We start from the raw sequence: 18484 nt of genomic DNA, 5'->3' as shown, positions 1-18484 counted from the left end.
ACAAATGGCTAGCATGATGCTAAAACCTTTGCCGCTGCCTTAGCTTTAAATGCAAAGAATGCGTCGGCCTCAGCGTGACATGAAGCGCTGGTTCTGGTATCACCATCCCATCCGGTACCGCCAGCTCAAAACGCTGCAGCAGCATCGTCGCAATCACCGTCATCTCGGTCATGGCCAGGTGCTGGCCCAGGCAGACACGCGGACCGGCGCCCAGTGGCATGTAGGCGCCACGCGGGGCGTTGTCGGTTGCAGCGGCGAAGCGTTCGGGCTGGAAGGCGAGGGGATCGGCGAACCAGGCCGGATCTTGCTGCATCAGCTGGACCGGGACCATGAACATGGTGCCAGCCGGTAGTTGCCAGCCGCCGAGCGTGAGCGGTGCCACTGCGCGCCGGCTCAGCAGCACGGGAGCGGCCGGGTACAGGCGCAGGGTTTCCTGCAGCGTGCGCGTGATGCCGGCCAGCGCCGGCAGGTCGGCCGCCGTCGGGGTGCGGCCTTGCAGCACTGCCGCCACTTCCTGTTGCGCGGTCTGCTGGGCGGCAGGATTGGCGGCCATGCACCAGGCCCACCAGGTCAGGGTGGCGGCCGTGGTCTCGTGGCCGGCCAGGAAGGCGGTCATGCATTCGTTGCGCACGGCCTGGCGCGGCCAGGCGGCGGGAGCCGCTGCATGCAGGGCCAGCAGCTTGCTCAGCAGATCGTCGGGCCAGGCCGCGCGGTCCAGTGCCAGCCGGGTGTCGATCTGGCGCTTGATCAGTTGGTCCAGTACCTGTTTCGCTGCGCGCTTGGCGCGTTTCCACGGCACCCAGTCCGGCGCGCTTGCCGGCCAATAGAATTCGGCATTGGCTGCCACGCTCATGCAGTGCACGGCCTGCTCGATGCGGCGCGCGTCGGCATCGGCCGGGCTGGAAAACAGAAAACCCATGATGACGTCCATCGCCAGCGAGGTCATGGCGCTTTCGATCGGCCAGTCGCCGTCTTCGGCCGGCCACTGCGCCAGCGCGGTGTGCGTGGCGGCGGCGATCGGCGGCACGTAAGCTTGTACCCCTTTGGGAGAAAAGCTCGGCTGCAAGGCGCGCCGCCTGCTTTGCCAGGCCGGCCCTTCCGCCGTCAGCACGCTGTTGCCGTGTAATTGGGACATTACTGCAATGCCGCGTTCCCAGCGCACCAGCTTGTCGTGGTGGGTGAGCAGCAGCTCGCGCACCAGGTGCGGATCGGTGACGATGACCTGGTGCTCGGGCCAGATGCGCAGGTGTACCAGGTTGCCGTAGGTGGCGCGCCAGTCCGCCAAGGTTGCGAGCAGGTCTTTCGACATGCGCCGCAGCAGGCCCCAGCCGGTGATGCCCGATGGCGGCCCGGGTTGGCCAACTGCCCGCTGGCTGTAATGCTGGCTGTAATGCCGCCGGCGCGATCGGCGTGGAAGGGGCAGGCGCTGGTGGTTGGCGTGGTCATGGTGCCGATCCTGCGCCACCAGCGGCGCGGCGTCTTGAACCGAACCGACATGCCGCGGCCCCCGGCAGCTGGTTATACTGGCAAGCCATGAAGACCTACGACACCTGTTCCGATTGCCCCGACCCGCTGGCGCGGGCGCCGCGCGCAAGCTGCGCTGCCGACCCGGCCGATACGGTTGACGCTTCGGCATTGCGCCTGGGTCCGCCGTCCTTGCAAGGCGCCCTGGTTGCGCTGATTGCCCGCGATACCCGCCGCCTCAACCTGGACCGGGCCCAGCGTCTCACGCATGTTCCCGCCTCGCCGATGGTAACGCTGTCGTGGTTCGATGGCGTGGAGGTGGGGCAGGTCACGCAGGACGGCTGGCAGCCGTTCGGGGCGCAGGTGGTTATCTCTGGCACCTGGTCGGCGCCCACGGTGAGCTGGTCGCCGGGCACCGGACGTGGCTATATCGCGTGCTTCACCGCAGATGCCGCGCAAGCCCTGTTCGAGGTGGAGATGGCGACGATCCAGAACCGTTTCGTGCCAGCGGCACAGGTGCTCGGCGCGCAGTTTTTACCGCTGTGGGACGCCTTGCTGGCCAGCCGCGACCAGGATCTGCTGGCGGTGCTGGAGCGGCACCTGGCGCCGCGCTGGCAGGCGTTACAAGGGCGTGCATCGGCCGCGCCGTCGCTGCGCCAGGTGGGCCGCCACTGGGTCGAGCGCCTGGCCTGGCACGCGCACGGCTGGCGTAACCAGCACAGCCCGCGCCACGTGGAGCGCCGCATCAAGTCGTTCAGTGGCCGCTCGCTGCGCGAATGGCAGGCGCTCACCCGCACCGAAGGATTGTTCTTTGCGGCGCGCGAGCGTTACGAAGCAGGCCAGCCATTCGACTGGGCCGGGCTGGCGCTCGCTGAAGGCTTTGCCGACCAGGCCCACATGAACCGCACCGTCAAACGCATCACCGGCTTCGCCCCCGGCGAATTCGCCCGGCGCTTTATCGAAGATGAATCGTTCTGGATGTACCGGCTGTGGGTATGACAGCTAGTTGACCAGGTCCACGCTGGCCTGCCGCGTGCGCAGGTGGATGGCGTTGCGGTGGCGCGCGCGCAGGCGTGGGTCGGTGATCAGGCGGCCCAAGGTTTCGCCGATGACCATCACCACGCCCAGCAGCGGCAACACCAGCATCAGGCCGGCCACGCCGGCCACCGAGCCGCCGATGAAGATCATCAGCACCGTGATCAACGGGTGCATGTGCAGGCTGCGGCCCAGGGTCAGCGGCATGAATACGAAGTCGTCGAGCAGGCGCACGAAAATGAACACGCCGATCGCCAGGTAGGCCACCATCGGATCATTGGGGGCGTCGGTGGAGGCGACCATCACCACCAGCATGCAGCCGACGATGGAGCCCACGTACGGCACCCAGGCCAGCACCGCCGCCATGAAGCCCAGCAGCAGCGGCGACGACACGCCGATCGCCCACAGCCCGAGCGCCAGCACGGCGGTGTCGAGGATGGTGAGCTTGAGCAGGCCCTGGAAGTAGCGGTACGCGGTCTGGTGTACCTCGTGCAGCAGGAACAGGGTACGCTCGAAAAACGCGTTCGGCACCGCGCGCGCCAAAAACTTCTTGAAACGCACGCCGTCGCGCAGGAAGAAGAAGGTCAAAAAAGGCGCCAGCAGCAGCGACGGCAGCCACGCCGCCACCGAGACCAGGATGTCGGTCAGGTGCTTTTGCACGAAGCCGCCGGTAAACGACGCCAGGCGGTTATTGATGTTGCGCGCGAACTTGACCTGCTTGAGGAACGGGAATTGCTGCTCGAGCGCCTGCGTGGTATGGCGCACGAAATCGATGCCGCCGGCCAGGTACACCGACAAGGTGTGCTGCCACGACTCCGACGGCGCCGAGCGCCACAACATGACCAGGAACACCACCAGCCCCACCAACACCACGAACATCAGTCCGACCAGCAGGGCGGCCATGCTGTGGCCAAAGCCCATGCGCAGCAGCTTGCGCATCGGTGGCAGCAAAATGTAGTACAGCACGATGCCGAGCAGGAAGGGGATCGCCAGGAACAGCATCTGCTGCAGCAGGAACAGCAGCGTGCAGGTGGCGGCGACGATGCCGATCCACACCACCGGACCGGCGCGCTGATGGGTGGCCAGCACGCTCATAACACCTCGGTGCGCGAGGCGCCCACCATCCATTCGCGCAGGCGCCCGCCCAGGTGGCGCGCCAGGGCCAGCGCGATCTTGTAGCCGATGACGGCGTCGGTTTCCATCAGCCCTAAAAAGTCGCCACGGAAGAACACGGCCAGCTCGCAGTTGTCGATGGCGCGGGTCTGGGCGTTGCGCGGGGCGTTGTCGAGCAGCGCCAGGTCGCCGAAGAAGTCACCCGGTTCCAGCTCGGCCACCAGTTCACGGCCGCCGTGGTGCAGCCGGCTGATCAGCACCCGCCCCGAGATCACCAGGTACAGCGCCTGGCCTTCCTCGCCCTCGTCGAAGATGATCTCATCGGCCAGGTAGCGGCGCTCGTGGATCAGGCCGTCGATCGATTGCAGTTCGAGCGGCGTGAGCGTGTCGAACAACGGCGACGCCTTGAGCTGCAACAGCCGCGGTGACAGGGTGGGGGACTTGAGGAAACCGAACATCGGGGCGAACTCCGCTAGCGAACTGAAGGCAAGCCGCTATTGTCGCTGGTTTGCGGCAATGTTTGCCATCCTGGCAGCTTTCAGCATGGAATATTTTTGAGAAGGGCCAGCACCAGCAATGTCGCTTGCAATGTAATACCCATGACACACTGCGCCGCTAATCTGTCGCCACTTTAACTAGCGGCACCTCCAGATGACCTTCCAACGCAATCAGATCGCCAGCGCCGTTGCGCTGTGCGCCAGCCAGGCCCTGTTCAGCGCCCATGCCCAAAACGCCAACCCGGGCATTACCGCAGCCAATGCCGCCGCCGACGCCGACGCCACCCAGGCCGTGATCGTCACCGGCACCCGCAGCAGCAACCGCACCCAGTTCGACACGCTGGCGCCGGTGGACGTGTTTACCCGCGAAGAGATTGCGGCGGTGGCGTCCGATGACCTCAACGACGTGCTGGCGCAGCTGGTGCCGTCGTACGTGGTGCAGCGCCTGCCGATGGCCGATGGCCAGGTGTTCGTGCGCCCCGCCACCTTGCGTGGCCTGTCGCCGGACCAGACGCTGGTGTTGGTCAACGGCCGCCGCTTTCACCGCAGCGCGCTGCTGGGCGCGCGCGGCGCCCAGGCGCCGGACCTGGCGCAGATACCGACCAGCGCCATCAAGCGCATCGAGGTGCTGCGCGACGGCGCCTCGGCGCAGTATGGTTCCGACGCCATCGCCGGCGTGATCAACATCATCCTCGACGATACCATCGGCACCGAACTGACGGCCCGCTACGGCCAGTACAGCGAGGGCGATGGCAAATCGTACGAGCTGCGCGCCAAACACGGCTTCGCAGTGGGCGACGGCGGGAGCGTGGTGCTGTTTGCCGAAGCGGCCAAATCCGACCCCACCTCGCGCACGCGCCAGCGGCCCGACGCCATCGCCTTCCAGGCCGCGCACCCGGAACTCAATGTGCCGAACCCGGTGCAGCGCTGGGGCCAGCCCGAGCTGCAAAGCCAGCGCGCCGGCTACAACGCCACCTTCGAGCTGGGTGGCGACGTCCAGCTGTACAGCTATGGCCTGTACTCGCACAGCGACGGCACCTCGGACTTCAACTGGCGCAATCCCGACACCAGCACCTCGGTGTACAAGCCTGCCGCCGTATTCCCCGGCTGGGACGTGCGCAACGTGTATCCGCTCGGTTTCAGCCCGCAGTACACGAACCGGCAGCACGACTTCCAGGTGCTGGCCGGCGCGCGTGGCCGCTTTAACCCGGCGCTGGGCTGGGATGTCAGTGCCTCGTACGGCAGCAACGCCATCGACTATGGCCTGCATAACTCGCTCAACGCGTCGCTCGGTCCCGCCAGCCCCACCGCGTTCTACTTGGGCCGTCTGACGCAGCAGGAAAAGCTGGTCAACGCCAGCCTCAATTACGAGTGGAACGTGGCCGCGCTGGCGCAGCCGGTCAACGTCGCCATGGGCGCCGAGTTCCGCAACGAGACTTACAAGGTGCGCGCCGGCGACGCCGCCTCGTACGCGGTAGGCCCGGGCGCTGCCGCCGGCCTCGATGCCAACGCCAACGGCGCGCCGGGCTTCAGCGACCGCCAGGCCGGCAAATGGGACCAGGACAGCTACGCCGCCTACCTGGACGTGGAAGCGCCGCTCACCGCGCAGTTCACCGTGGGCGCAGCCGTGCGCTACGAAGACTTTTCGGCGTTCGGCAACACCGTCAACGGCAAGCTGTCGGCGCGCTTTGCGGTCACGCCCGATGTGGCCGTGCGCGGTTCGTATTCGACCGGCTTTCGCGCGCCCACGCCGGCACAGCTGAACACCAACAGCACCGGCCAGGGCCTCGACACCAAGACGCTGCTGGTATTTACCAGCGGGCGCCTGGCCAACAACGATCCGCTGGCGGTGGCGCTGGGCGCCAAACCGCTCAAGCCGGAAGAATCGAAAAATGCCTCGCTGGGCGTAACCTGGAAAACCGCCGTGGGCCTGTCCGGCTCCGTTGACGTGTACCACATCAAGCTCACCGACCGCTTCAGCACCTCGGCGTCGTTCGCGGTGCCGGCAGGGGTGACCAATCCGCTGCGCTACACGTCGATCAACTATTTCACCAACGACTTCGACACCACCACGCGCGGGGTGGACGTGGTGGCCAACTACCTGCGCCGCGTGGGCGACGGCAAGCTCAATCTGACTGCCGCCTTCAATTACAACAAGACCCGGGTCGATGGCGGCAGCACCGGCGTGGCCACCAACGACAGCCAGCGCACCATTTTCGAAGACCGCCTGCCACGTCAGAAGGCCACCGTGAGCGCCACCTACGACACCGCCGCCTGGGGCCTGCTGGCGCGCGTGCGCCATTACGGCGCCTGGACCGACAGCACCGGCAACGCCACCGGCGACATCTTCCAGCGCTTTGGCGCCATGCACTTCCTCGACCTGGCCGCCAGCTACAAGGTCACGTCAAAACAGACCTTGCGCTTCGGCGTGGACAATGTGCTGGGCAAGTATCCGGATGAAGCGGTCTTCCAGGCCAGCCGAGGCCTGATCTACTCGCGCAACGCGCCGTACGACACCGATGGCCGCAGCCTCTACCTCGACTACACGGTGAAGTTCTGATGCCGCCCGACGCCAAGCGGCGCGCCTGGCTGCGCGCCGGGGCGCTGCTGCCGCTGGCAACGGCTGCGCTGGCGGCGCCGGCGCGTTCACAGGCCATGCCGCTGCTGCCAGCACCCCCAGCGCTGGCGCCGGACGCGCTGGCCGCCGACAGCGCATACTGGCAGGCCGTGGCGGCGCAGTACGACGTCGAGACCGATGTCGCCATGCTCGACAACGGCTACTGGGGCTCGATGGCGCGGCCCGTGCTGCAAGCGTACGAGCAGCACACGCAGCAAGCCAACCAGGGTAACGCCCTGTACGGACGGCTGGCGTTCCCGCGCCAGTTCGACACCGCCCGCACCCGCGCCGCGCAGGCGCTGGGCGTGGAACCCGAAGAAATCGTTTTGACGCGCGGCGCCACCGAGGCCCTGCTGGCGCTGATCGGCGGCTACAACCGCCTGCGTCCCGGCGACGTGGTGCTATGCGCCGACGTCGACTACGACAACATGATCAAGGCCATGCACTGGCTGCGCACGCGCCGTGGCGTGGAGGTCGTGTCGATCGCCATGCCCGATGCCGCCACCGCCACCCACCAGTCGCTGATCGACTGCTATGCACAGGCAATGGACCGCAACCCCAGGCTGCGCCTGGTGCTGCTCACCCACGTGAACCACCGCAACGGCATGGTGCTGCCGGTGGCCGAGATCAGCCGCATGGCGCGCGCCCGTGGCATCGACACCATCGTCGATACCGCGCACGGTTTCGGCCAGCTCGATATGCGCATTCCCGACCTGCAGGCCGACTTCGTGGGCATCAACCTGCACAAGTGGATTGGCGCTCCGGTGGGCGTGGGCGCGGTGTACATCAGGCGCGGCCGCGTGGGTGATATCGATCCCTACATGGGCGAGCGTGAGGGCGATGATATCCGCACCCGCGTTCACACCGGCACCGTCAACTTCGCCGCCTACGCGGCGCTGCCGGTGGCGCTGGACCTGCACGCGGCCATCGGTGTCGCCAACAAGCAGGCGCGCCTGCGGCGGCTGCGCAACCGCTGGGTCGATGCGGCGCGCGAGATCGGCGGCGTGGAAGTGCTGGCGGCCCGCGATCCCCGGCTGGGCAGTGGCATCTCTTCATTTCGCCTGCGGGGGCAAACGTCAGTGGCGCAGAACGCCGCGCTGTCGCAGCGCCTGCTGCGCGAGCACAGGGTGTTTGCGGTGATGCGCGATGGCCTGGCCAGCGGCGCGTGCGTGCGGGTGACGCCGGCGATTTTTACATCGGAGGCGCAGGTGGACCGCCTGGTCGTCGCCTTGCGTGCGCTGGCTGCGTGACTGCATGGCAGTCAAAGCATGACCGTGCGCGCCAGCGGCAGCTCCGGCTCCAGGTGGCTGGTGAGCACGATGCACTGGCGCGCCAGTCGCTCCGGCACCGCGAGCTGGCGGCGCAGGCAGGCCACCGCATCGGCGTCCAGACCGTTGAACGGTTCGTCGATCAGCAGCAGCCGTACGGGCAGCGCCAGGGCCAGCGCCAGTTGCACCTTCTTGTGCTGGCCCAGCGACAGCGTGGTCAGTGGCTGTTCGAGCGCGCCAACCAGGTGCAGCGCCTGCACCTGCGCATCGAGCAGCCCGGCGTCGGTGGCCGGATACAGCGACAGGTGCAGGTCGAACAGTTCGCGCACCGTGAGCCACGGCAGTTGCGGCAGGTCGCCGCCGCAGTAAAACGTCTGCAGGCGGTAGGCCAGCGGCTGCTCCTTGATCTCGATGCCATCGAGCCGGATGCTGCCGCCGTGCGGATCGAGCGCGCCGCCTGCCAGTTTTAATAACGTGGTCTTGCCGGCGCCGTTCTCGCCGCGCAGCCAGGTCACGCCCGTGCCCAGTTGCAGGTCGAAGTTGTGGAACAGCGCCCGGCCCGGGTGGTTGAAGTTCAGCTGTGAGATCGTGAGCACGGCAGTCAGTTCCATAATTCGCTTCCAATGGCGGTGAGGATAAGGATGGCGCCCATGACCAGCGCCACGCGGCCGCGCGCAGTGAGCGTGCGCAGGCCGACGATGGCCAGTTGCGCCACGCTTGCGCAAGCCAGCCAGACCAGGGCGACGGTGTGGCTGACGTTGGCGCCGGCAGCCAGCGTCAGTGCAGCAAAGCACCCCATCACCAGCGCGCCGGGCAGCAAGGTCAGCATGATCGCACTGGTGAACAGCCGTTCCATCGACAGCGGCCAGTTGGCCACCGCCGGGCGCAGGCGCGCGATCTGTTCCGCCACGGCCTTGTCGCCGCGATCGGTCAGCAGCACCAGCAGCATGGCGGTGCCGGCGCCCCAGGCGGCCGGCGGCATCCAGGCGACGATAGCTGGTTGCCACAGCCAGAGGCCCATGCTGAGCAAGGCCCCAATCAAAAGACAGGTCTGCTGGATGCCGACCACGCTCTCGCCGCGCCAGCACGGCAGCCAGAACAGCTGGCGCCAGTAAAACCAGGCAGGCAGACATGCACGTGGCGGCGCGGCGTAATGCGCCGGCGCCCTGGCCGCACTCCCGGCAGCAGCACGCGGCGCAACGGGCCCAGGCTTGGCCCGCCGCATCAGCAGCACCGTTGCCAGCGCCCACCCCAGCAACAGCGACAGCACCGCACCCGCGAGCGACCACGGCGCCACCGGTCGCAGCCAGTCCGGCCATTGGTATAGCCACACCGCGCACGACACCACGTGCGCCAGCGCCACCGGTCCCACGATCAGGCCGGCCACCGACGCTTCCGTCAGCCACTGCTGGCGCGCCGAGACGGGCAGCGCGCGGCTCCAGCGCGCCACGTCCAGCGGATGCAGCCGTTGCCGCAGCAGCCACACGGGCGCGACCACCAGCAAGATCTGCGCGATCAACAGGGCAACCGCCTCGAACCACGGCAAGGTGGGCGCCAGCAGACCGGGCAGGGCGATGCACGCGAGCAGACCCAGCATGACGGGCGCAAATGCCAGCAAGACCATTTCGAGCGAATTGACCACGCTGGCAATGAATTGCACCAGCGACGCGCGCGCCACGCGGCGGCGAAAGGAGAGATAGGAATAGGGGAGCGTCTTCATCGGTTGCAGCATATTGCCTGAAACTGATGCGGAAATGAATAAGGGCCCGAAGCGCATAACGCTTCGGGCCCTTAAAGGAATGTTGGCGGAGTGGACGGGACTCGAACCCGCGACCCCCGGCGTGACAGGCCGGTATTCTAACCAACTGAACTACCACTCCTACGTCTTTGGTTTTCCTGGTGGGTGCTGAGAGGCTCGAACTCCCGACCTACGCCTTGTAAGGGCGCCGCTCTACCAACTGAGCTAAGCACCCAGAAAACCTTGCAGTCTGTGTGACAACTGCTGAACGAGGCCGTATTCTACAGGGGCGTTTCGCATGTCTGCAAGGGGTTTTATAAATTATTTAGAAAATTCCCTGGGGAAGGACCTATCATGGCGTCGCCGCATCTTCTCCAGGAAAGTTACTCATGTCCGACAACCTCGACGCCCTGTACCGCCGCGTAAGCTGGCGCCTGATGCCGTTCCTGTTCCTGTGCTTCGTGGCCGCGTATCTCGACCGCGTCAACGTGGGCTTTGCCAAGTTGCAGATGCTGGCCGACCTGCGCTTTTCCGATACCGTCTATGGCGTCGGCGCCGGCATGTTCTTTATCGGGTATTTCATTTTCGAGGTGCCGTCCAATTTGCTGATGACGCGCGCTGGTGCCCGCCTGTGGATCGCCCGCATCATGATCAGCTGGGGCGTAATCTCGTCGGCGATGATGTTCACCAACAGCGTGACCACGTTCTACGTGCTGCGCTTTCTATTGGGCGCGGCCGAGGCGGGCTTCTTCCCCGGCATCATCCTCTACTTGACCTACTGGTACCCGGCGCACCGCCGCGCGCGCATGGTGGCGGTGTTCATGAGCGGGGTGGCGATTGCCGGCGTGGTGGGTGGACCGCTGTCGGGCTGGATCATGAAGGCGTTCGATGGCGAGCACGGCCTGTCCGGCTGGCAGTGGCTGTTCCTGCTCGAAGGCATCCCGTCGGTGCTGCTGGGCATCTGGACCTTGTTCTATCTCGACGATGGCATTCGCGATGCCAAGTGGCTCAGCGAAGCCGACAAGCGCGTGCTGGAAGCGGCCATCGCCGCAGACCGCGCGGGCCAGCAGCACCTGCCGCTGGCGCTGGTGTTCAGGAGCGGCAAGATATGGCTGCTGGCGCTGGTGTACTTCCTGTTCGTGATGGGCTTGTACGGCGTGAGCTTCTGGCTGCCGCAATTGATCAAGAACAGCGGCGTGGCGGATGTGTTCCACATCGGCCTGCTGACCGCGATTCCGTATTGCGTGGCGGCAGTGGTGATGGTGTTGGCCGCCCGCCACTCGGACCGCACCGGCGAGCGCCGCTGGCACGCGGCCTGTGCCGGCGTGGCGGGTGCGCTGGGCCTGGTGGTGGCCACCGCCTACAGCGACAATACGGTCATTGCGCTGGCGGCGTTGAGCGTGGCCACGGCCGGCATCCTGTCCACGTTCCCGATCTTCTGGAGCCTGCCCACGGCCATGCTCGGTGGCGCGGCAGCAGCGGCCGGCATCGCCATGATCAATTCGCTGGGCAACCTGGCCGGCTTCGTCAGCCCTTACCTGGTGGGCGCGATCAAGGATGCGACCAATAGCACGGCAAGCGGCATCTACCTGCTGGCGGCCAGCCTGGTGGCCGGGGCGGTGCTGGTGGTGACGATGGAGCGCACGCGACGTTAGAGTTGCAGCTCACGCTGTTTCGGTGGATACTGTATGTATTCACAGTAATCTTTGCAGCGGTATGGTTGAACCCCCACGACGGATTGCCCACCTCGACATGGATGCATTTTTCGCGTCCGTGGAGTTGTTGCGCTATCCCGAACTGCGCGGCCAGCCGGTGGTGATCGGTGGCCGCAACGCCATCCCGGTGTTGCAGGCCGACGGCAGCCACCAGTTTGCGCGCCTGCGCACCTACGTGGGCCGCGGCGTAATTACCACGGCCACCTACGAGGCGCGCGCCTTTGGCGTCGGGTCGGCGATGGGCATGATGAAGGCGGCCAAGCTGGCGCCCGACGCAATTTTATTGCCAGCGAATTTCGAGGACTATCGCCACTACTCGCGCCTGTTCAAGCAGGCGGTGGCGGTGATTGCGCCGCAGATTGAAGACCGTGGCATCGACGAGATTTTCATCGACCTCACCGACGTCGAGGGCGAGACCGACGAACTGGCCGCGCGCATCAAGCAGGCCGTGTTCGACGCCACCGGCTTGACCTGCTCGATCGGCATCACGCCCAACAAGCTGCTGTCGAAAATCTGCTCGGACCTGAACAAGCCCAACGGCATCACCATTCTCGGCTTCGACGACATTCCGGAGCGGATCTGGCCGCTCAATGTGCGCAAGGTGAACGGCATCGGTCCCAAGGCCACGGCCAAGCTGGCGTCGCTCGGCATCGAGACCATCGGCCAGCTGGCGCGGGCCGATCAAGGCATGCTGCAGGATTACTTCGGTGCGCATTACGCTTCCTGGCTCACGCAGGCGGCGCACGGCATCGACCAGCGCGTGGTGGCCAACCGCGCCATGAGCAAATCGATGAGCCGCGAAACCACGTTCGAGCGCGACCTGCACGCGCGCCAGGACCGCGAAACGCTGTCGGGCATCCTGGTCACGCTGTGCGACCGGCTGGCCGAAGACTTGAAGCGCAAGGGTTACGTGAGCCGCACTATCAGCATCAAGCTGCGCTACGACGATTTCCAGATCGTCAGCCGCAACGTCACCGTGCCCGAGCCGGTGGCCGATGCGGCTGCCATCCTGCAGGCCGCGCGCGAGTGTTTGAAGCGCGTGCCGCTGCAACGCAAGCTGCGCCTGCTGGGGGTACGTGCCAGCACCCTGGAAGTACCGGGCGCAGCCGCGCACAAGCCGCTGCCGGTGCAGGGTGATTTGTTCGCTTAGCTTGAGTTCGTAAATGGTTCAGCGCCGCCATCACCGTGTAAAATGGCGCTCCTTTGGTATATTCAATTCAGGACAAGGCAACACTCATGTGGTTCAAGAATCTACAGATTTATCGTCTGCCGGCCCCGTGGGCCTACACCCCCGAACAACTGGAAGCAGCGCTCGAACCGCACGCGTTTGTTCCCGCCAGCAGCAACGAACTGCTGCGCCAGGGCTGGGACAAGCCGCGTCCTAACGGCGGCCTGGTCCACGTGGTCAACAAGCAAATGCTGATCGTGCTGGGTACCGAGAAAAAACTGCTGCCATCGAGCGTGATCAACCAGGTCGCCAAGGCCCGCGCCGCCGAGATGGAAGAAGCGCAAGGCTTCGCCCCCGGCAAAAAAGCCATGAAGGAGTTGAAAGAACGCGTAGCCGACGAACTGCTGCCGCGCGCCTTCTCGATCCGTGGCAACGTCTGGACCTGGATCGACCCGGTCAACGGCTGGCTGGTGGTCGATGCGGCCAGCCCGGCCAAGGCCGACGAAGTGATCAAGCTGCTGTTGAAGGCGGTCGACAAGCTGCCGCTGGAAAGCCTGCGCGTACAGCGCTCGCCGGTGGGCGTGATGACCGAATGGCTGCAAACCGACGAGGCGCCAGCCGGCTTCACGGTGGACATGGACACCGAACTGCGCGCCACCGGCGAGAGCAAGGCAGCCGTGCGCTACGTGCGCCACACGCTGGAACCGGCCGAAGTGCGCCGCCACATCGAAGCGGGCAAGCAGTGCACCCGCCTGGCGCTGACGTGGGACAGCAAGATTTCGTTCGTGTTGACCGAATCGCTGGCGATCAAGAGCGTCAAGGCGCTCGACGTGCTGGCCGAAAAGGAATCGAGCACCCGCAACGATGAAGAGCGTTTCGATGGCGACTTCATGCTGATGACGGGCGAGCTGGCCAAGATGATGGCGGATGTGGTTGAGGCGTTGGGCGGCGAAGCGAAAGCCTGATCAACAAATCAAATACTGTATGGATCCCCGCGTGCGCGGCGGTCCGCCGATGCGGGATGACGGTTCAAGGGCCAGCGGCTTAAAATCCGTCATCCTCGCGAACGCGGGAATCCATAGAGCGCATGCTCTGCCTACAGCGGCTGAAACACCCCAGCCGCCTTATTCTTCTGCACATTATCCCAGGCAAAAATCTTGCCATTCATCGCCACATACACCCCCGGCGGCTGAGTCTGCGCCACGGCGCACGCAAAACCCAGGTTGAACATTGCATCCGAATTGGCAATCGAATAGGGAATCATCGCGCCGGTCAGCACGATGGTCTGGCCAAGGTTGGCCGGTCCCAGCACGGCAGCCGTTTGCGGCATGGTGTCGGTGCCGTGGATGATGACGATCTCCTTTTCGCTGGCGGCGCGGCACGAAGCCAGGATGCGCTCGCGGTCGGCATCGACCATGTCGAGCGAATCCATCAGCGGCAACTGTTCCAGCGCCACGTTCACCGTCAGGCGGCAACGCTCGAGCAGGGCCGGCACATGGCTATCGGCGAAGCCCAAGGTACCGTTCAGTTCGTTGTAGTGTTTGTCGAAAGTGCCGCCGGTGGCGAGGATGCGCAAGGTCATGGTGAAAGCTCGGTTCAGTGAAAATGATCTGCATCATAACCCAAACCGCCACGTAAAAAGAAACCACAAACTGCCGTCTTCGCACTGGAAATATCGGCGTACTATGCCTATATTGTCTGTTTGCCGGCCCTTTGTTGCGGCCATTATTTGTGGATTGCCAATGAAAGCCTTAGCCCCCGGAACTGTCATTTTTCACCGCCATCGCGGCTATGGCGTGATCACGGCCGTCAACCTCCTCACCGGCTGGATCTCCGCGCGCTTCGGCAGCGAGTCGCGCACGCTCGACCTGAATTTATCGACCGACGCGGTGCAATACGCCGATGGCGAAGCGATCCTGTTCCGCCGCGCGCCGCCCGACCGCATGCCCCACGCGCGGCTGATGGCCGTGGTGCGCGCGCTGCACCAGGCCGGCTACCAGAAACTGTATCTGTATTCGTGGCCCAAGCCGTCCGGCCTGCACTGGCGCTGGCATTTGTTTACCGGCAAGCGCGACTGGATGCAGCGCTCTTGGCGCGAAGGCTGGTACGGCTCCGGCGCCGACTACAACAGCAATCCCGTGATGGGCTGGGGCGACAATCCTGGCGCCACCACCGAGGAGTTGATCCATGCGCTGGCCAAATTCGATCCGCAAGGACTGGCGCAGGCGCTGGGCCGCGACGAAGACCACGCCGCCTGGTTCGCCAGCGTGTGCGATGCGCTCTTGCCCGGCTATATGTACAGCCTGGACATGCAGCGTCCCGAAGGTTCTCCCTTGATCGACATGCCGCCGGTACCGGTCATGCCGGTGCGCGCTACGCTGCCGCCGTACAGCGGCCCGGACATCACCTGGCCGCCCGGCTGGGCTGGCTTGTGGAGCAAGGTGCACGTGATGCCTGCGCCGCGCATCAACCTGACCGGTTTGCCGGAAAAGACCGACTGAAAACCCGCACCGCTAACCGGGGTCGGACCCCGTACGGGGTCCGACCCCCTGGGTCTAAGGTTATGCCGGGCGCTCACGCCCGCGTGCGTTGTGCTGGAAGTCAGGATTGTTGATCGCATCAAGCTTGCCCGCCTCGAAATCGACAATGTTCTGGAACGCGTGGCGGAAGTACAGCTCGTAGCTGTCCTGTTCCACGTAGCCCAGGTGCGGTGTGGCCAGCACGGTCGGGATGCGCAGCAGCGCGTCGGTCGGCGCCAGCGGTTCCGATTCGAACACGTCGAGCGCCGCGTAGCCGGGCCGGCCCTGTGTGAGTGCTTGCTCCAGCGCGCCGGTCGCCACCAGCTCGGCGCGGCTGGTGTTGACCAACAGGGCTGCGGGCTGCATGCGCGCCAGGTCGTCGGCGGTGACGATGCCACGGGTGGCGTCGTTCAGGCGCAGGTGCAAACTGAGCACGTCCGCTTGCGCAAAGAATTCTTCACGCGATAAAGCGGCCGCATAACCATCGGCCACCGCCTTGTTGCGGCTGGTCTCGCTGCCCCACACCACCACCTTCATTCCGAACGCGCGGCCATAGCCGGCCACCAGCTGGCCGATCTTGCCGTAGCCCCAGATGCCGAGCGTACGTCCCTTGAGCACGAAGCCCAAGCCGTTGAGTTGCGGATTGACCGACGCGGTTTGCCACAAGCCGTCGCGCAGGTTGTTCGCGTATGGCACGATCTTGCGCGCCGCCGCCATGATCAGCGCCCAGGTCAACTCGGCCGGCGCGGTGGGGGAGCCGACACCCTCGGCAATCGCGATGCCCAGTTCGGTTGCGGCAGCCACATCGACGTGGCCAGCCAGCTTGCCGGTCTGCGAGATGAGTTTCAAATTGGGCAGCTTGGCCAGCAGCGCCCGGTTCAGCGCGGTGCGTTCGCGGATCAGCACCAGCGCATCGAACGGCGCCAGCCGGATTGCCAGCTGGCCCAGGCCACGTGTTGTATTGTTGAACACTTTTACGTCGTGACCGTTCAATATTTCATAACTTTTTATTCCAGAGCTGGCGTTCTGGTAGTCGTCAAGTATGGCGATTTTCATGTGAGATAGCCGATCTTAGGTTGAAATTCGTAGCGGAATAACGGGCACTGCCAAAAGCTGAATAGCTTACTACTTTACTCAACTATTTCTCCTACATTTCTGTTGAATCGTGGGACCAGCGGTGTACAATCGCTCAAAAAATGAACAGCCGAACATCGATTTTGCTGTCACTGCCGGGTTCACAGAACCTGGTCCCACGACAAGACCGCCGTAAATACGCCGATGCGCCGACTCATCTCGGATGAGACTCCGCGCGCTAAGCTATTGCTGACGACGATCCTGCCGAAAGAATTTTAATTGGCATTGGAGGTAGTATGAATCAGCCCATCATGGGTGGCGTTGCAACGCTGAACGTCCCAGCTTACATCAAGCATCAAAAACTGATCAATTGGGTGACGGAAGTCGCCGCACTGACCAAACCCGACCGCATCTACTGGTGCGATGGCTCGCAAGAAGAGTACGACCGCCTGTGCGGTGAAATGGTTGCCGCCGGCACCATGAAAAAACTCAACGAAGCCAAGCGTCCCAATTCCTACCTGGCCCAGTCCGATCCAACCGACGTGGCGCGCGTGGAAGACCGCACCTACATCTGCTCGGCCACCAAGGAAGAAGCCGGTCCGACCAATAACTGGATGGCGCCCGACGAAATGCGCGCCACCCTGAACCCGCTGTTCGACGGCGCCATGGCCGGCCGCACCATGTACGTCGTGCCGTTCTCGATGGGCCCGCTGGGTTCGCCGATCGCGCACATCGGCGTGGAACTGTCCGATTCGCCATACGTGGCCGTCAACATGCGCGTGATGACCCGCATGGGCAAGGCCGTCTATGACGTGCTGGGCGCCGACGGTGAATTCGTGCCATGCGTGCACACCGTGGGCGCACCGCTGGCCGCCGGCCAGAAAGACGTGGCCTGGCCTTGCAACGCCACCAAGTACATCGTTCACTACCCTGAAACCCGCGAAATCTGGTCCTACGGTTCGGGCTACGGCGGCAATGCGCTGCTGGGCAAGAAATGCTTCGCGCTGCGTATCGCCTCGACCATGGGTTACCAGGACCAGGCCAAGGACGGCATGGGCTGGCTGGCCGAACACATGCTGATCCTGGGCGTGGAATCGCCAGAAGGCAAGAAGCACTACGTCGCTGCCGCCTTCCCGTCGGCTTGCGGCAAGACCAACTTCGCCATGCTGATCCCGCCAGCCACGTTCAACGGCTGGAAAGTGACCACCATCGGCGACGACATCGCCTGGATCAAGCCGGGCGCCGATGGCCGCCTGTACGCGATCAACCCGGAAGCCGGCTACTTCGGCGTGGCCCCTGGCACCAACGAAAAGACCAACTTCAACTGCATGGCCTCCATGCGTGAAAACACCATCTTCACCAACGTCGCGCTGACCGACGACGGCGACGTATGGTGGGAAGGCTTGACCAAGCAGGCGCCCGAGCACCTGATCGACTGGCAAGGCAACGACTGGACCCCAACGTCCGGCACCAAGGCTGCCCACCCGAACGCCCGCTTTACCGTCGCTGCTACCCAGAACCCGGTCATCGACGCGGCCTGGGACGATCCGGCCGGTGTGCCGATCTCGGCCTTCATCTTCGGCGGTCGCCGTTCGACCACCGTACCGCTGGTAACCGAAGCGCGCAACTGGGTGGAAGGCGTGTACATGGCAGCCACCATGGGTTCGGAAACCACTGCAGCAGCAGCTGGCCAGATGGGCGTCGTGCGCCGCGATCCGTTCGCCATGCTGCCGTTCATGGGCTATAACATGAGCGACTACTTCCAGCACTGGCTCAACCTGGGCGAAAAACTGGGCAAGATCGACGGCGCTACCCTGCCTAAAATCTACTGCGTCAACTGGTTCCGCACCGACGACCAGGGTCACTTCGTGTGGCCTGGCTTCGGCGACAATATGCGCGTACTGAAGTGGATGCTCGAGCGTATCGAAGGCAAAGCCGGCGGCGTCGAAAACATCTTCGGCACCACCCCGCGTTATGGCGACATCCACTGGGACGGCCTGCCGTTCACGCCGGAAGAGTTCGAGACCATCACCTCGATCGACAAGGATGCCTGGCGCGAAGAACTGAAACTGCACGAAGAACTGTTCACCAAGCTGGCCTACCACCTGCCGCAGGAACTGACGGCAGTGAAAGCTGAGCTGGAGCAGCGCCTGGCAAAATAAGCCGGCCTGATTAGGTGGAGACAGAAGCGGTGCATGGAAACATGCACCGTTTTTTTTCGTGTATGCTGGCCCGGCTGACCGGCTCAACAGAAAACTCCCATGTACTGAGAACCA

Annotated in this window: 15 protein-coding genes and 2 tRNA genes; 8 read left to right on the top strand and 9 right to left on the bottom strand. The window is 64.6% G+C overall.

Features of this window, described 5'->3' with window-relative positions; all coding sequences use genetic code 11:
• Positions 1 to 19: 19 nt before the first annotated feature.
• Positions 20 to 1465: a cytochrome P450 gene (locus J2X54_RS00425; protein WP_310176548.1), complete on the bottom strand. Its 1446-nt coding sequence runs from the start codon at positions 1463 to 1465 to the stop codon at positions 20 to 22.
• A 68-nt stretch (positions 1466 to 1533) separates the two neighbouring features.
• Between J2X54_RS00425 and J2X54_RS00420 the strand changes: the two genes are divergently transcribed.
• Positions 1534 to 2463, top strand: a complete 930-nt coding sequence (locus tag J2X54_RS00420) for an AraC family transcriptional regulator (protein ID WP_310176545.1) — start codon at positions 1534 to 1536, stop codon at positions 2461 to 2463.
• 3 nt (positions 2464 to 2466) lie between these two features.
• Here the strand turns inward: J2X54_RS00420 and J2X54_RS00415 are convergent, their stop codons facing one another.
• Positions 2467 to 3594: an AI-2E family transporter gene (locus J2X54_RS00415; protein ID WP_310176543.1), complete on the bottom strand. Its 1128-nt coding sequence runs from the start codon at positions 3592 to 3594 to the stop codon at positions 2467 to 2469.
• Positions 3591 to 4070, bottom strand: a complete 480-nt coding sequence (locus J2X54_RS00410) for a cyclic nucleotide-binding domain-containing protein (protein WP_070249810.1) — start codon at positions 4068 to 4070, stop codon at positions 3591 to 3593. Before J2X54_RS00410 ends, J2X54_RS00415 begins: the two co-directional genes overlap by 4 nt.
• Before the next feature lie 193 nt (positions 4071 to 4263).
• Between J2X54_RS00410 and J2X54_RS00405 the strand changes: the two genes are divergently transcribed.
• Positions 4264 to 6669 carry a TonB-dependent receptor gene (locus J2X54_RS00405; RefSeq protein WP_310176540.1) on the top strand — a complete coding sequence of 802 codons (2406 nt, stop codon included), beginning with the start codon at positions 4264 to 4266 and terminating at the stop codon, positions 6667 to 6669.
• Positions 6669 to 7976: an aminotransferase class V-fold PLP-dependent enzyme gene (locus tag J2X54_RS00400; RefSeq protein ID WP_310176538.1), complete on the top strand. Its 1308-nt coding sequence runs from the start codon at positions 6669 to 6671 to the stop codon at positions 7974 to 7976. Before J2X54_RS00405 ends, J2X54_RS00400 begins: the two co-directional genes overlap by 1 nt.
• An 11-nt stretch (positions 7977 to 7987) precedes the next feature.
• On the opposite strand, the gene J2X54_RS00395 is transcribed toward J2X54_RS00400, so the two are convergent.
• The 4 genes from J2X54_RS00395 to J2X54_RS00380 form a co-directional block, all read right to left on the bottom strand.
• On the bottom strand, positions 7988 to 8605 hold the full coding sequence (locus J2X54_RS00395; RefSeq protein ID WP_310176536.1) for an ATP-binding cassette domain-containing protein: 618 nt from the start codon (positions 8603 to 8605) through the stop codon (positions 7988 to 7990).
• The gene (locus J2X54_RS00390; protein WP_310176534.1) at positions 8596 to 9714 is read right to left on the bottom strand and encodes a hypothetical protein; all 1119 of its coding nucleotides are present in this window, start codon (positions 9712 to 9714) and stop codon (positions 8596 to 8598) included. Before J2X54_RS00390 ends, J2X54_RS00395 begins: the two co-directional genes overlap by 10 nt.
• Positions 9715 to 9797: 83 nt before the next feature.
• A tRNA-Asp gene (locus J2X54_RS00385) sits at positions 9798 to 9874 on the bottom strand.
• Positions 9875 to 9891: 17 nt separating this feature from the next.
• Positions 9892 to 9967, bottom strand: a tRNA-Val gene (locus tag J2X54_RS00380).
• A 154-nt stretch (positions 9968 to 10121) separates the two neighbouring features.
• Between J2X54_RS00380 and J2X54_RS00375 the strand changes: the two genes are divergently transcribed.
• From J2X54_RS00375 to J2X54_RS00365, 3 genes are all read left to right on the top strand, one after another.
• Positions 10122 to 11387 carry an MFS transporter gene (locus tag J2X54_RS00375; RefSeq protein ID WP_310176532.1) on the top strand — a complete coding sequence of 422 codons (1266 nt, stop codon included), beginning with the start codon at positions 10122 to 10124 and terminating at the stop codon, positions 11385 to 11387.
• 61 nt (positions 11388 to 11448) lie between these two features.
• The gene (dinB, locus tag J2X54_RS00370) at positions 11449 to 12597 is read left to right on the top strand and encodes a DNA polymerase IV (protein WP_310176530.1); all 1149 of its coding nucleotides are present in this window, start codon (positions 11449 to 11451) and stop codon (positions 12595 to 12597) included.
• Positions 12598 to 12683: 86 nt separating this feature from the next.
• A complete protein-coding gene (locus J2X54_RS00365; protein WP_019924555.1) occupies positions 12684 to 13580 on the top strand; it encodes a recombination-associated protein RdgC in 897 nt (298 codons plus the stop codon).
• Between the two features lie 131 nt (positions 13581 to 13711).
• Here the strand turns inward: J2X54_RS00365 and J2X54_RS00360 are convergent, their stop codons facing one another.
• Positions 13712 to 14197, bottom strand: coding sequence for an asparaginase domain-containing protein (locus tag J2X54_RS00360; protein WP_310176526.1), 486 nt, complete (start codon positions 14195 to 14197; stop codon positions 13712 to 13714).
• A gap of 160 nt (positions 14198 to 14357) precedes the next feature.
• Between J2X54_RS00360 and J2X54_RS00355 the strand changes: the two genes are divergently transcribed.
• Positions 14358 to 15116, top strand: coding sequence for an L-asparaginase (locus tag J2X54_RS00355; RefSeq protein WP_070251892.1), 759 nt, complete (start codon positions 14358 to 14360; stop codon positions 15114 to 15116).
• 60 nt (positions 15117 to 15176) lie between these two features.
• Here J2X54_RS00355 and J2X54_RS00350 read toward each other — a convergent pair whose 3' ends face one another.
• A complete protein-coding gene (locus J2X54_RS00350; protein WP_310176524.1) occupies positions 15177 to 16190 on the bottom strand; it encodes a D-2-hydroxyacid dehydrogenase family protein in 1014 nt (337 codons plus the stop codon).
• 314 nt (positions 16191 to 16504) lie between these two features.
• Between J2X54_RS00350 and J2X54_RS00345 the strand changes: the two genes are divergently transcribed.
• A complete protein-coding gene (locus tag J2X54_RS00345) occupies positions 16505 to 18370 on the top strand; it encodes a phosphoenolpyruvate carboxykinase (GTP) (protein ID WP_310176522.1) in 1866 nt (621 codons plus the stop codon).
• The last annotated feature ends 114 nt before the right edge of the window (positions 18371 to 18484 follow it).

The organism is Duganella sp. 3397 (genome assembly GCF_031456625.1).
Taxonomy (GTDB): domain Bacteria; phylum Pseudomonadota; class Gammaproteobacteria; order Burkholderiales; family Burkholderiaceae_D; genus Rugamonas; species Rugamonas phyllosphaerae.
Note: the sequence above shows the minus strand (reverse complement) of the source record. Positions and strands in the feature narration are given on the sequence as shown.

Excerpts from the sequence above, each read along its gene's own strand:
- J2X54_RS00420 (WP_310176545.1), top strand. The coding sequence starts at position 1,534 with ATGAAGACCTACGACACCTGTTCCGATTGCCCCGACCCGCTGGCGCGG.
- J2X54_RS00415 (WP_310176543.1), bottom strand. The coding sequence starts at position 3,594 with ATGAGCGTGCTGGCCACCCATCAGCGCGCCGGTCCGGTGGTGTGGATC.
- J2X54_RS00410 (WP_070249810.1), bottom strand. The coding sequence starts at position 4,070 with ATGTTCGGTTTCCTCAAGTCCCCCACCCTGTCACCGCGGCTGTTGCAG.
- J2X54_RS00405 (WP_310176540.1), top strand. The coding sequence starts at position 4,264 with ATGACCTTCCAACGCAATCAGATCGCCAGCGCCGTTGCGCTGTGCGCC.
- J2X54_RS00400 (WP_310176538.1), top strand. The coding sequence starts at position 6,669 with ATGCCGCCCGACGCCAAGCGGCGCGCCTGGCTGCGCGCCGGGGCGCTG.
- J2X54_RS00395 (WP_310176536.1), bottom strand. The coding sequence starts at position 8,605 with ATGGAACTGACTGCCGTGCTCACGATCTCACAGCTGAACTTCAACCAC.
- J2X54_RS00390 (WP_310176534.1), bottom strand. The coding sequence starts at position 9,714 with ATGAAGACGCTCCCCTATTCCTATCTCTCCTTTCGCCGCCGCGTGGCG.
- J2X54_RS00375 (WP_310176532.1), top strand. The coding sequence starts at position 10,122 with ATGTCCGACAACCTCGACGCCCTGTACCGCCGCGTAAGCTGGCGCCTG.
- dinB (WP_310176530.1), top strand. The coding sequence starts at position 11,449 with ATGGTTGAACCCCCACGACGGATTGCCCACCTCGACATGGATGCATTT.
- J2X54_RS00365 (WP_019924555.1), top strand. The coding sequence starts at position 12,684 with ATGTGGTTCAAGAATCTACAGATTTATCGTCTGCCGGCCCCGTGGGCC.
- J2X54_RS00360 (WP_310176526.1), bottom strand. The coding sequence starts at position 14,197 with ATGACCTTGCGCATCCTCGCCACCGGCGGCACTTTCGACAAACACTAC.
- J2X54_RS00355 (WP_070251892.1), top strand. The coding sequence starts at position 14,358 with ATGAAAGCCTTAGCCCCCGGAACTGTCATTTTTCACCGCCATCGCGGC.
- J2X54_RS00350 (WP_310176524.1), bottom strand. The coding sequence starts at position 16,190 with ATGAAAATCGCCATACTTGACGACTACCAGAACGCCAGCTCTGGAATA.
- J2X54_RS00345 (WP_310176522.1), top strand. The coding sequence starts at position 16,505 with ATGAATCAGCCCATCATGGGTGGCGTTGCAACGCTGAACGTCCCAGCT.